At 64.8% G+C, this 13159-nt stretch carries 11 protein-coding genes and 1 pseudogene; 3 read left to right on the forward strand and 9 right to left on the reverse strand.

Annotation, left to right across the window (positions count from 1 at the left end; genetic code table 11):
• Positions 1-132 precede the first annotated feature (132 nt).
• From A9Z00_RS12860 to A9Z00_RS12885, 6 genes and pseudogenes are all read right to left on the reverse strand, one after another.
• Positions 133-1701: a stalk domain-containing protein gene (locus tag A9Z00_RS12860; protein WP_296978129.1), complete on the reverse strand. Its 1569-nt coding sequence runs from the start codon at positions 1699-1701 to the stop codon at positions 133-135.
• Positions 1702-1735: 34 nt separating this feature from the next.
• Positions 1736-3067 carry a hypothetical protein gene (locus A9Z00_RS12865; protein ID WP_296978132.1) on the reverse strand — a complete coding sequence of 444 codons (1332 nt, stop codon included), beginning with the start codon at positions 3065-3067 and terminating at the stop codon, positions 1736-1738.
• Positions 3068-3272: 205 nt separating this feature from the next.
• Positions 3273-3992: an adenylate/guanylate cyclase domain-containing protein gene (locus tag A9Z00_RS12870; RefSeq protein WP_367189540.1), complete on the reverse strand. Its 720-nt coding sequence runs from the start codon at positions 3990-3992 to the stop codon at positions 3273-3275.
• A 234-nt stretch (positions 3993-4226) separates the two neighbouring features.
• Positions 4227-5166, reverse strand: a pseudogene (locus tag A9Z00_RS15855) (CHASE2 domain-containing protein); the annotation flags it as partial.
• Positions 5167-5347: 181 nt separating this feature from the next.
• Positions 5348-5584 carry a ferredoxin gene (locus tag A9Z00_RS12880; protein ID WP_296978135.1) on the reverse strand — a complete coding sequence of 79 codons (237 nt, stop codon included), beginning with the start codon at positions 5582-5584 and terminating at the stop codon, positions 5348-5350.
• A gap of 49 nt (positions 5585-5633) precedes the next feature.
• Entirely contained in the window at positions 5634-6929 is a 1296-nt protein-coding gene (locus tag A9Z00_RS12885; protein ID WP_296978138.1) for a DNA polymerase IV, read from the reverse strand.
• Positions 6930-7187: 258 nt separating this feature from the next.
• Here A9Z00_RS12885 and cimA point away from each other — a divergent pair, with 258 nt between their 5' ends.
• Entirely contained in the window at positions 7188-8801 is a 1614-nt protein-coding gene (gene cimA / locus A9Z00_RS12890) for a citramalate synthase (RefSeq protein ID WP_296978141.1), read from the forward strand.
• 39 nt (positions 8802-8840) lie between these two features.
• Here the strand turns inward: cimA and A9Z00_RS12895 are convergent, their stop codons facing one another.
• A complete protein-coding gene (locus tag A9Z00_RS12895; protein WP_296978145.1) occupies positions 8841-9368 on the reverse strand; it encodes a TlpA family protein disulfide reductase in 528 nt (175 codons plus the stop codon).
• 140 nt (positions 9369-9508) lie between these two features.
• Here A9Z00_RS12895 and A9Z00_RS12900 point away from each other — a divergent pair, with 140 nt between their 5' ends.
• Together A9Z00_RS12900 and A9Z00_RS12905 are read left to right on the forward strand one after the other, a co-directional pair.
• Positions 9509-10825 (forward strand): MFS transporter, encoded by a 1317-nt coding sequence (locus A9Z00_RS12900; RefSeq protein WP_483316309.1) that lies wholly within the window; start codon positions 9509-9511, stop codon positions 10823-10825.
• Between the two features lie 73 nt (positions 10826-10898).
• On the forward strand, positions 10899-11369 hold the full coding sequence (locus A9Z00_RS12905) for a M67 family metallopeptidase (protein ID WP_296978148.1): 471 nt from the start codon (positions 10899-10901) through the stop codon (positions 11367-11369).
• Here the strand turns inward: A9Z00_RS12905 and A9Z00_RS12910 are convergent.
• Both A9Z00_RS12910 and A9Z00_RS12915 read right to left on the reverse strand, forming a co-directional pair.
• Entirely contained in the window at positions 11301-12038 is a 738-nt protein-coding gene (locus A9Z00_RS12910; protein ID WP_296978152.1) for an exonuclease domain-containing protein, read from the reverse strand. The genes A9Z00_RS12905 and A9Z00_RS12910 overlap by 69 nt on opposite strands.
• Positions 12035-13144: a DUF294 nucleotidyltransferase-like domain-containing protein gene (locus tag A9Z00_RS12915; RefSeq protein ID WP_296978155.1), complete on the reverse strand. Its 1110-nt coding sequence runs from the start codon at positions 13142-13144 to the stop codon at positions 12035-12037. The genes A9Z00_RS12910 and A9Z00_RS12915 overlap by 4 nt, the downstream gene beginning before the upstream one ends.
• Between the last annotated feature and the right edge of the window lie 15 nt (positions 13145-13159).

Below are 13159 nucleotides of genomic sequence, written 5' to 3' on the forward strand. Positions count from 1 at the left end.
TCGCGCGCTTTGCCGGAAACAGGAGCAACAACGACCAAACTCCCGCTGCGCCGAACCGCGCGCGGGAGTTGGCCGTTCGAGGCGAACAAGGCCGCCCGGTTTGACCGGGCGGCCCTGCGTTCGCCTCTCGATTCAATAGGTCAGATCCGTCTGCTTGTCGCGGATCAGCACGGCGCGGACATCGTTCAGCCAGTGCACATGGAGGTCCATCCGCTCCGCGAAGAACCGCACCGGCAGGAACAGCCGGCCGCCCCGGATGAACGGCGCCTGCGGCAGTTCCCGATTGCCGAAGGAGGACTCGACGACGGTGCTTCCCGTGCGAATCCGGTACCAGGCGTCGCCTAGCGACAGCCTCGCGACGCCTTCGCCCTCATAATCCACGGTATAGCCGAGCTCCTCGCTGATGATCCGCACGGGCACGAACGTCGTGCCGCCGACAATGACGGGCTCCGCGTCCGAATCGAGCACCGTGCGGTTGTACACGATCTCGATCGCGTCGCCTTCGAGTCCGGGCGGGACGTCGTACGGACGGACGATGCGGATGCGGTTGTTGCCGCTGTCCGCGATGACGAACGCGCCGTTTCCGACGTACTTGACATCGGTCGGCAGGCTCAGGAGCGCGGTGCGCGACACGCCGTCCCATTTGCCCGATTCGCCCGGCACCCCGGCGACCGTTCGCACGATGCCGTCCTTCAGATAGCGGATCACATGGTTCAGCGAATCGGCGATCAGCAGGCCGCCGTCCGGCGTCACCTCGATGCCGCGCGGCGCGTTGAACCGCGCGTCCCCGGCCCTGCCGTCGGCAAAGCCGCCCTCGACGTACAGCGCATCGCCGGCCGGTTTGCCGCCTCCGGCGACAGTCGTGACGGTGCCCGCCTGCAGATCGATGTAGCGGATGCGCTGATTGCCGGTATCCGCGACGTACAGGTTGCCCTTCGCGTCGATCGCGATGCCGCTCGGCTCGTTGAACAGCGCTTCCGACAGGACGCCGTCGCGGAAATCGCCCGACGGGACGACGACGCCGGGAAAGATCTCGACCGTGCGCTCGGACGGCTTGTTCAGCGTCGTAACGCGGCCGTTTTCGATCTTGCGGATGACGTGGTTGAGCGTATCGGCCACGTAAATGACGCCCGAGCGGGACACCGCGACGTCAAGCGGCTGATGGAACTGCGCGGTGGCGGCGATGCCGTCCGTCAGGCCGAGGATGCCGGTGCCCGCGACGGTCGACACCCGGCCGTCCGGCGAGATCGCGCGGATCGCGTGATTGCCGGCGTCGGCGACGATGATCCGTCCCCGGTTGTCCGCCGCGATGCCCGACGGCGATGCGAAGGCCGATTCGGAAGCCGGTCCGTCGGCGTAGCCCGGGGCCGGGAAGCCGTAATCGTCGAAGCCGAGGAAGATGCCGGCGATCGTCGCGACGTCACCTTCCGCGATCGTCCGGATCGTCTGATTCCCGGTGTCCGCGACGATGATCCGGCCGGCGGAGTCGATCGTGACGCCGGTCGGCATCCGGAAATCCGCGGTTCTGCGGCTTCCGTCCGACTCGCCGTACTCGCCCGTCCCCGCGTAGGTCCCGAGCTCATACAGGGGAAGATTGTCCAGCACGGCATCCTGCCGTTCCGCCGCTCCGGCGAGGGCGGCGGGCATCGCCAGCAGGACGACCAGCAGGATGACGATCAATGGGCGCATATGACCGTTCATGGCAGAACTCCTTTAAGCGGATTTGTCCGTCGGCTTACTCCGTGACGGACGGTTCAACCCGGATTTCCGTTGACAGATTGTCAATCGTCCGGATCTCGCTGTTCGGTCCGAGCGTCACGACCTTCGCCTTGACCGTAAACGACAGTTTGCGGGTCTGCCCCGGAGGAAGTTCAAGATGGAACGGCATCCGGACGATCAACAGGCCGCCCGAACCGATGTCCACATCCGGAACGGGCTTGTCCTGCGCATCGAACATCATGAGGGCGTAACGGACCTTCCCATCCAGGGATTCGACATGATCGACGGCGTTCGGCTCGTAACCGGCCGGCGGTTCCCAATCCTCGGCCAAATCGACCCGGATCGGGCTTCCGGGAATGTTGCGGTATGCGTTCAACCCATTGCCGTAGTTCAGGAAAGCAGATTCATGGAATCTGAACGTGCCTTCCACCTGATTTTCATCTTGATACTCGACCTCCAGTTGCACGGCGAACAGGTTCTCAATGTTGGAAAGCAGGATGTTGAGGACATGCCCATTCCCGTTTGATTCGAACGCCGCCTCTACGGAAGCACCGGGCGTTCCTCCGGGCTGACCGCCGCCGGAATCTCCGGAACCGCCGGTGCCGGTGTTGCCGCCGGTCTGCCCCTGCTGTTCCTGCAGCTCCTGCTGCCGTTCCCGGATGCGCCGCTCCAGCGCGGCCCGTTCCTGCCCGCTCAGCGAGTTGAGATGATTCCCGACCGCCTGCTGGTCCTTCCGGTCCAGCGCCTCCCGGTTCGCCTGTTCCTGCTGCTGCCGGTCCCGGAGAATCTGGTCGACCTTCTCCCGGTTTAGCCCGAGCAGCTGCCGGCGCCGCTCTTCCTTCTCCCGTTCCCGTTCCTGCTGCTGCTGACGTGCCCTCTCTTTTTCTTCCCGCAGGGCCGGATCGATGCCGATGTCCCGGCGGATTTCCGGCACGTCCTCCAGACTGTAGCGCCGCCCCGAATCCTCGATGGCCTCGTTGAGCTGTTCGACGAGGCTTTGCGCCTCCTCCTGCGTCAGCACGCCCAGATGGACCGCCTCCGCGAGAATGGCAACGACGAGCGTATTCACGATTTCCGCATAGGCATTCAGATCCTCGACATCCGGGAAAAGGAGGTTTGCGTTCGGGTCCGGTGCCGATTCGCCCTGTCCGACGATTTCGGCAAGCTGACGGGACAGTTCCTCGTTCTCCTGCCGGATGTCCGCCATGTTGTTGACCATGGCTTCCATGATCTCCGGCGGAAGGGTCAGCACGAACGTCTCCGGATCGGCCGTGTCAACGATCGCGCGCGGGTCTTCCGTCTGCAGATCCCGGTCAACGTCCGCTTGCTGCCCCGGATAGACGTGCAAGACATGTTGCGGACCCGCTCCGACGGCGGACGACTGCGTTGCGAACCGCCCGCCTTCTTCACCTGAACGGTGCCCTTCAGGCTTTTCACGACCGCCACGCGCGTCACGGCGGCCGCCGCTTCCCTGAGCCCCGTGAACCATCCGGTCGTACCGACCAGCACCGCGAGGCATGCGGCCGCGCAGACGGTTCGGAACCACCGTCTCCTCATGCTCCCTCTCTCCTTCCCATGGCACCGGTCTGCCCGTCGTCCTCCGCCGTCCCGAGCACGGCGAATACGCGAACCGGTTTTTCCTTGCCCTTCACCTTGATCTCGCCGATGTCTTCCAGCTTGAACAGACGTCCGACCCGATGGTACACTTCCTCGCTGATCAGGATCTGGCCCGGCTTGGCGTTCGACTCCAGCCGTGCCGCCAGGTTGACGGTATCGCCGATCGCGGTGTAGTCGAGCCGCAGCATTTCCGAGCCGATGTTGCCGACGACGGCGGGGCCGCAGTTGATGCCGATGCCGAACTTGACGCCGACGCCCCATTTCCGGATGCATTCCTCTTCCAGCCGGTTCGCGTGTTTCCGGATTTCCAGCGCGGCCCGGACAGCGAGTTCCGGGTGGTTTGGATAATGGATCGGCGCGCCGAACAATGCCATGACGCCGTCGCCGATGAACTTGTCCAGCGTGCCGTTGTTGAGGAAGACGGCCTTCGTGCAGATGTCCAGATATTCGTTCAGCACGCCGATGACCTCTTCCGGCTGAAGCCGCTCGGACATCGGGGTGAAGCCGCGGATGTCCACGAACATCACGCTGATGTCCCGGCGCTGGCCGCCGACCTTGATCGCTTCCCTCGAGGCGAGCAGCTCGTCGACGACCGTCTTCGGCACGAACCGCCCGAAGAGGTTCGTCACCCGGTTGCGCTCCCGGCGCTCGTTCATGTAGTGGCTGACGACCGCCCAGACGAGCGCGGTGAACAGAGCCAGGAACGGATAGGTGAACGGGATGAAGACCGATCCGAACGTGTAAGCCGACAGGAACGCCAGCACGTAGGCGACGGAAAGCCCGATGCAGATGAACACCGACTTCAGGCCCGGGTATCGCTCGTACAGGAGCAGCGAGATCAACGTCAGCGCCGCGATCAGCAGGACGCCCGTCCACTCCGGCGCTTCCGTGTAGAACTTCCCGATGATGAGCGACTGGGTCATGTTCGCATGGATTTCGACCCCGTACATTTTCAGGTTCGAGTTCGGAACCGCGTACTCGTCGCCGAACCCCGGCGCGTACGGTCCGATCAGCACGAGGCTGTCGCGGAAAAAATTCCGGGTCGACCTCGCCGGTGAGCACCTGGTGGAACGGGATCGCGTCGTAACCGGTATCGGCCGTGATGTCCTGCTGCGGCTTCGTGAAGAAATCCGTCGTGACCTGATACCGGGCGTTCACCGGGATACGCTTGTCGCCCCGAAACCAGGCGCGGGTCTCCTCGTCCCAGCGGATCTGCTCTTCCTCCGGCAGCACCGCGTTTGCAAGGCGGACGCTCATCGCCGGGATCATGTCGCCTTCCCCGTCCGGCAGGCCGACGGTCAGCTTCCGGACGACCCGGTCCTTGTCCCACATGACGTTGATGTGGCCGACCTGTTCCTTGCGGGCGCCGATCGTCTCCGCGGGATATTCGATCGCATTCACCTCGAGCGCCGTCGCGTTTTCCTGCTGCGACTTGAAGATGAACACGACCGGGAGGTACACGTTGTCGTAACGGCTCATCACCTCGGCCATGTACGCGTCGCTCTCGGGGTTCGGCCCGGGAGAGGCCATGTGCACATCGAGGAAGATCGCCCTGGCCCCCGACTCCGCGAGCATCTCGATCAGCTGCGCATAATTGGCGCGGTCCCACGGGAACGCGCCGAGCACGTCGAGCGATTCCTCATCGATCTTGATGATTTTGATATCGCCCAGCGGTCGCCGCTCTTCGACCGTTTTCTGCGTTGCGAGGTCGCGGAACGTCGATTCCACGAAATGGAGCGTGCCGCCCGTGCCGAGGCTCGCGAGCAGCGTCCAGAACGCCGAAATGACCAGCCAAGCCGCGGCCGTGCGAAACCATCCCGGAATGGTCATGCATTCCCCGTTCCCCTCTGTGGAACATTCATGTAATATCCATGTAAAAAAATGTTCAGCTTGCTATATCCATTCTAGTGCCACATTCGACAATTGACAACATGGGATTGTCGAAAAAACAGAATTCCCCCGCTTCCGCCGTACGGGCGGAAACGGGGGAATCAAGTACAGATGCAGAATTTTATTTGTTGAACGGCTGGTCCGACACCTTGATCGAATCGGTCGGGCATCCGTCAAGCGCATCCTGGAGATCGTCGTAGAGTTCTTCCGGAATTTCGGTCGTGCCGGTGTTGTTGTCGCCGCCGTAGATGACTCCCGCCAGCCCTTCGTCGTCGTAGTCGAAGATGTCGGGAGCTGAAGCGCCGCAAGCACCGCACGCGATGCAGGTCTCTTTATCCACCCAGGTGTACTTCGCCATGAATCGTTACCTCCTTGGAATCAATCGCCATACCCTGCTGCAGCCTTCATCACTCATCACTATATAATAATTCATCCTCCGTTTGCAAGGATGTGCTGTGAATTCGTCGATTTCGTGACAGCGCGGCCGGTTCGCCGAGCAGCATGCCCGCGGTCAGCACCGCCTCCTCGCCGAACCGGTCCCTGAGTTCGTCCATCGTCCGGATGAGCGCCTCGCGCTTCGGCTGACGATCCAAATCGAACAGATCGAGCTGTACGGCAGTCTCGCGCTTCGGGGACAGGTTCGCGAGCGTGATGCCGAGCAGCCTGACCGGCTCGCCGGGCCGATGGTGCCGCTGGAACAGCCGGCACGCGACGCGGTGGATCTCAACCGGATCGTCGGTCGGGCGCTCCAGCGTTTCCGCCCGCGTGCGGGTCCGCATGTCGGGCGTGCGGATCGCGATCTGCACGGTCGATGCGACGAGCCCCTGCCGCCTGAGCCGCCGCGCCGTCCGGTCCGCGAGGCTGAGGAACACGCGGCCCGCCTCTTCGGGGTCGGTCACGTCCCGGGGCAGCGTCGTCGAATGGCCGATCGATTTGTTAGGCCCGCGCTCGGGATTCACTTCGGACGTATCGATGCCGTTCGCGGCCCGCTTCATCCAGGCGCCGTATGCGCCGAACGCCCGGATCAGCGTCCGTTCGTCGCAGGCGGCAAGCTCGCCGATCGTGCGGATGTTCATCCGCGCGAGCTTCGCGGCCGTCTTCTTTCCCACGCCGTGCAGCGCATCGCACGGAAGAGGCCACAGCTTCTCCGGCACGTCGCGGATGCGGAGCACGGTGATGCCGTTCGGCTTCTTCATGTCCGATGCCATCTTCGCGAGCAGCTTGTTCGGCCCGATGCCGATCGAGCACGGCAGCGACCATTCGTTCCGGATCCGGCGCTGGATCTCCTCCGCGATCCCAAGCGGCGTCCCGAACCGTCCCGAGCCCGTCACATCCAGATAGCATTCGTCGATCGAGACGACTTCGACCAGCGGCGTGTACTGGCGGACGATCGACAGGAATCCGCGGGAATATTTGCGGTAGAGCCCGAAATCCGGCTGAATGATGATCAGCTCCGGACACGCCTTGAGCCCCTGCCGCACCGTCATGCCGGTGCGCACGCCCCTCGCCCGCGCCGCGTAGGACGACGTGACGATGACGCCGCGCCGCTCCTCGACGCTGCCGGCGACGGCGATCGGCTTGCCGGCGTAGCGCTCCGGCTCCTCCGCCTCGTGCACCGAACAGTAGAAGGCGTTCATGTCGATGTGCAGGATGACCCGTCCGCGTCCCCCGTTTCCCGCCGGGCCGCGTTCCTGCGACGGCATGTCCCATCCCTCCTCCCGAGGATCGCCGGCACCCCCCGTCGCGTCATGATGCGAATCCTCCGCAAACCCTTTTCTCTCCTATTGCCATTATAATCGGTTTTCAATCCCCGCGGGCAAATCGTACAAAGGGGATCTGATCCAATCGGTACGGCCGGGCAAGGAAATCGCGGCCGGAAAGGGTTTCCCGTTCAACATTTCGATGTTATAATAGAAAATTATGATTGAAGTCGAGTGGACTCACAGGGAGGCGCTCTCGGAATGCAATTCGATATCTCCGTGTTCGACACGACGCTGCGCGACGGGACGCAGGGTGAAGGAATCACCCTGTCGGCGGAAGACAAGGTGAAGATCGCCCTGAAACTGGATCAGCTGGGCGTCCACTACATTGAAGGCGGCAACCCGGGCAGCAACAGCAAGGATATCGAATTTTTCCGCCGGATGCGGGACATGAAGCTGAACGCGAAGATCACCGCCTTCGGCAGCACGCGCCGGAAGAACAGCCGCGCCGATCAGGACACGAGCCTCGTGCGCATCGTCGAATCCGGCGTCCGGGCGGCGACCCTCGTCGGCAAATCGTGGGACTTCCATGTGACGACCGCCCTTCAGACGACGCTCGAAGAGAATCTGGCCATGATCCGCGAGTCGATCGCGTTCCTGAAGCGCAAGGAGATTGAAACCATCTTCGACGCCGAGCACTTTTTCGACGGCTACAAGCACAATCCGGAGTATGCGCTTTCGGCAATCCGGACGGCGGCCGAAGCCGGCGCGGACTGGATCGTGCTGTGCGACACGAACGGCGGATCGCTCCCGAACGAGATCTACGAGATCGTATCGCGCGTCGTGCAGGAGATCGACAGGCCGATCGGCATCCACACGCACAACGACTGCGAGCTCGCTGTCGCGAACACGCTCGCGGCCGTCCAGGCCGGCGCGCGCCAGGTGCAGGGCACGATCAACGGCTACGGCGAGCGGTGCGGCAACGCCAACCTGTGCTCGATCATCCCGAATCTGCAGCTCAAGATGGGGCTGCGCTGCATCTCCGACGAGCAGCTCGCGCAGCTCACGAGCATCGCGCGCTACGTCAGCGAGATCGCGAACGCGGTCATGCCGGTGGGACAGCCGTACGTCGGCAACGCCGCCTTCGCGCACAAGGGCGGCATCCACGCCTCCGCGATCCTGAAGGACCCGAAGACGTACGAGCACATTCCGCCCGAACTCGTCGGCAACAAGCGGCGGATTCTCGTCTCCGAACTGGCCGGACAGAGCAACATCATCCACAAGGCGCAGGAGCTGGGCCTCGACCTCAACGCGGCCAGCGAACGGGCGCGGACGGTCATCGACCGCATCAAGGCGCTCGAGCACGAGGGCTATTCGTTCGAAGGCGCCGACGCCTCGCTCGAGCTGATGCTGCGTGACGCGCTCGGCGAGGAGACGCAGATTTTCAGGCTCGAATCGTTCAAGATTCTCGTCGAGAAGGCGGGCGACCGGCTGGTGTCCGAAGCGATCGTCAAGCTCGACGTGGACGGGGACATCGTCTATACCGCCGCGGAGGGCAACGGGCCGGTCAACGCGCTGGACAACGCGCTCCGCAAGGCGCTGCTCCAGTATTACCCCGAGATCGCGAACATCGTGCTGACCGACTACAAGGTGCGGGTCCTCGACGAGAAGGACGCCACCGCCGCGAAGGTGCGCGTGCTGATCGAGACATCCGACTTCAAGAACAGCTGGAGCACCGTCGGCGTCTCCAGCAACGTGATCGAAGCGAGCTGGGAAGCGCTGGTCGACAGTTTCCGTTACGCGCTGCTGAACTCGGCGAAAAAAGTTCCCGCGAAGGAAGAGCAGCGCGAACAGCTCGGCATCGTCAACCATTGAACCACAGCCGGATAACGGGACAAAAATGGGAAGCGCCGGTCAACTCCATTTGTCGATCAGCGCTTCCCATTGTGCTCTCGAGAGCACGCCGATGATCCGCTCGCGGATGACGCCGTTCCGGTCGACGAGCAGCGTCGTCGGAAACTGCGACACCTTGTACAGTTCGGTGACTTCTCCCGTCCGGTCCATCAGGATCGTGAAGGTCAGGCCGTGCCCGTCGACGAACGCCCGGGCCTCCCGTTCCCGGTCGTACTTCGTGCTGTTCACGCCTATGATCCGCAGCTTGCCCCCGTGCCGCTCGTGCAGTTTCTGCAAATCCGGCGCTTCGAGATCGCACGGCCCGCACCAGGAAGCCCAGAAGTTGATCATCGTCAGTTTGTCCGAAGCTCCCCCCGCCCGCACCGGGCGATCTTCCAGATCCGGCAGCTCGAACGCCGGAGCCAAAAAGCCGACCTTCGGCTTCTCCTCCATCGACGCCGCCGGCCCCGCCTCCCCCGTCCGGTTCTGGTAGACGGCCAGCAGGGTCAGGATCGCGATCAGGATGACCATGGATCTTGCACGCACCATGCTTCGCTTCAACTCCCGCCGAATTGTTCCCATCTTATCATGCCCGTTTTTTCCGTTCAAGTCCGCGCGGAATAGCGGCCGCAGCAGGAGGGCACATTAGTCGCGTGGAGGAAATGTTCGGCAGCATGGAGGAATCAGCGATGGAGAAGGCGAAGCCCGGCTGGCTGACCGCGGGAAGCGGCGCCGCGGCGCGAGACCGCCGGATTCCGCCCGTCCGGCGCACGGAAGCGCGCGGCGGCTCCCGGTCCGGGGCGGGCAGGAAGCCGAAATGGGCCGAGTACGCGGCGCTTGCTTCCGTCCCCCTCGTCATGGTGTTGGGCAATTCGATGATCGTGCCGATCCTGCCCGACCTGGAGCGGGAGATGAAGATCACCGGCCTCCAGTCCAGCCTCGTCATCACGCTGTTCTCGCTGGCGGCGGGACTGTTCATCCCGGTCGCCGGCTACCTCTCGGACCGCTTCACACGGAAGGCGGTCATCCTGCCCTCCCTCGCCGTCTTCGGCGCGGCGGGCCTGCTGGCGGGCTTCGCGGTCGTATGGGACAGTTTCCCGCTGCTGATTGCCGCCCGGGCGCTGCAAGGGCTCGGAGCGGCGGGCACCGCGCCGATCACGATGGCGTTGATCGGCGACATGTACCGCGACGGAACCGAGAGCGAAGCGCTCGGGCTCGTCGAGGCGTCGAACGGCACGGGCAAGGTGCTGAGCCCGATTCTCGGCACGCTGCTCGCGCTCATCGCCTGGCAGGCTCCCTTCTTCGCCTTTCCCGCCTTCTGCGCCGTGGCGCTTGCGGCCATGGCGCTGTGGATCCGCGAGCCGGAATCCACCCGGCAGCCGAAGCCCCCGGTCTATCTCCGATATATCAAGGAAATCTTCCATTCGAAGGGCCGCTGGCTCATCCCCGCCTTTCTCGCCGGCGCGATCGGCCTCTTCAACCTCTTCGGCGCGCTGTTCTTTCTCTCCGATGCGCTCGAGAAGCCGCCGCTCGGCTTAAGCGGCGTGGCGAGAGGCGGCGTGCTGGCGATCCCGCTGTTCGGCCTCGTCGTCACGTCCTGGGCCACCGGGCGCGCCATCCGGAACAACGGACGGCGGATGCGCCTCCTGATGAACGTCGGGCTCATGTTGTCCGCCGCGGCGTTCGCGACGGCCGTTCCGCTCAGCGGCAGCACGCCGGCGCTGGTCGCCCTGATGACCGCAAGCGGCGTCGGCACCGGACTCCTGCTCCCGTGCCTCAACACGCTCATCACCGGCGCCGTCGACCGCAGCCACCGCGGCATGATCACGTCGCTCTACAGCAGCCTGCGCTTCTTCGGCGTCGCGCTCGGGCCGCCGGCCTTCGGCTGGCTGGCCGGCTACTCGCGCGCCGTCCTGTTCGGCGCCGTGACGGGTCTGGCCGCCGCCGCCCTCGCCCTCGTCTTCTTCCTCGTCAAGCCGCCGGAAGCGGCGGGAGACGTCCGGTGACGGCATCCGGACGGTGACGGCCGCCGGGCCCGTGCGCTATACTGGGGCTGACAAGCGAAGGCGGGAGGAAGCCATGATCGTCATCGCCCGCGAAGCGTACGAACGGCTCATCGAAGCCTGCAAAGCCGCCCATCCCCTCGAGGCCTGCGGCCTTTTGCTCGCCCCCGGGGGACCATCGGACGTGATCGATTGGATCCGCCCCGTGCGCAACGCGCATCCGCAGCCCGACCGCGCCTTCCGGTTCGATCCGGAAGACTGGGTGCGGGCCTGGGCGGAAGCGCGGCGAAGCCGGCGACGGATCGCCGGCTTCTATCACTCCCATCCCGCATCTCCCGCGGCGCCGTCCGCCGCCGATCTGGACGCCTGGCGGCGCGCGGGAAGTCCGGAGCTGACGTATTGGATTGTTTCGCTGTCGGACGCGGTACGTCCGGCGGTGTCCGCCTGGCGCCTGCGGAGCGCCGGTCCGGGCGCGCCGTCAGTGCCGGCTGAGATACGCGTACAGATCGCCGAGCGTCTCGATGTTGCGCGCGGCGATTCGCTGTAGATACCGCTGCCACAGCTTTGCCGTCATGATCGCGTCCTCCAGCGCGTGGTGGCGCCTCGTGACCGGCACCCCGTTCGATTCCAGCAGCTCGTCGAGGCCGTAGCTGTCCCGGTCCGGCTCGAGCCATTTTGCAACCATCATCGTGTCGAGCACGCGGTGGGTGAGCCTCACCTTCGACGTACGCCACAGCGCGGCATTGAGGAACTGCTTGTCGTGTCCGGAGGCATGCGCGATCAGCACCCGCCTGCCGACGAACGCCAGAAAATCGCTCAGCGCCTGCACGAGATCCGCGCCCTGCTCCGCCATCTCGTTCGTGATGCCGGTCAGCTCGACGATGTGGCGGGGAATCCGCCGGCGCGGATTGACGATCCGGTAAAATGGCTGAGACTCGAACAGCTCCGGCCCGCGCATCCTGACGGCGCCGATGGACAGAATTTCGTCGCCGTGCTCCGCATGGAAGCCGGTCGTCTCGAGATCGAAGACGACCGTCTCCAGCTCCATCAGCGGCTGGTCCAGCGCGGACCGTTTCCGCTGCTCCCTCACCGCCTGGCGGATGAACGCCATCTGCTGGGCGCCGGGTGCGCCGAACATGGACGCGATGGCCGGCGTGAGTCCTCCCATCTTGTAAAGAGTCCAGGCTCGCCCGACACCGCGCCCGCCGTCCTTCATGTCGGATCACCACCATCATTTCCCGGCCGGAACCTCCCCGAAATCTGCCGCTGCAGGCTGTGCCTGAGCCGCTGCACCGTGCCCAGATGAAGCCGCAGCTCGCGCCTCATCGGCTTCGTGAGAAGCGTCACCGCCACCTTGCCGTTGTTCGCGTACAGCCCGCCCCTGTTCCGCGACGCGGCCAGCAGGCGGAGTCTCAGGAAAAAGGCCCACGCGGCCTCCAACGCTTCCGCGTCCTGCGGCGGGAGCCTGCCCAGCTCGCGCAGCCGGCGGAGCCGCGACAGGGTCGACGTCTCCCGGACGCCCGAGATGATCGCAAGCAGCCGGACGGCGCTGACGAGCGGAATATAGGCGCCGTACTTGATGTCGATGGTGCCGGTGTCTTCGCCGTACCGCTCGGGCAGCAGCTGGCCGAACAACCCGATCAGCGGTTTGTAGCGCATCGTGTTCTGCAGCATCCGCTCGGCGATGCCCGGATGCGACCGGACGCGCCGGAAGAAATGGTCCCTGAGCCTTCCGGCCAGCCGTTCGTCGCCGCTGACGGCCCGGCCGTCCGACAGGATCAGCAGATAGCGCACATGCTCCCAGATCGGATCGTCGAACCAGCCGTCCACCTTCGCGGTCCAGCCGGAAAACCCGTCGCACCACGCCTCGTTCGCGCTGATCACGTTGCCGTCGCAGGGCGGATAGCCCGCCCGCTCCAGCGTCCTGACGATCAGGCGGGCCATCTCGCGGAACCAGGCGCGCACCGCTTCCGGATCGGGGCCGGGTCCGGGATCTTCGTACAAGAGCCCGCTGTCCTGGTCGCTCGAGAGCGTCTGCTCGCGCCGGCCGCCGCTGCCGAACAACAGATAGGCGTAAGGCACGGGGGGAGTGCCTTTCCCCGCCCGTGCCATCGCTTCCTCGGACAGGAAGACGGCGCGCCGGATCAGCGCATCGTGCATCCCGTTCAATATGGCGTTGAACCGTTCGACCGAAACGTCCGGCCCGTCGGGGAGCAGCGCCTCCATCCGGCGATGGAGCCGGTCCCGGAGATCGCGCAGTTCGTCCGCGCTTTCGGCCGAATCGATACGCTCCATCAGCCACTCCACCGTCGGGTCGATCATGCGCGCCACCCCCAG

The sequence above is a fragment of the Thermobacillus sp. ZCTH02-B1 genome, from assembly GCF_002159085.1.
GTDB lineage: Bacteria > Bacillota > Bacilli > Paenibacillales > Paenibacillaceae > Thermobacillus.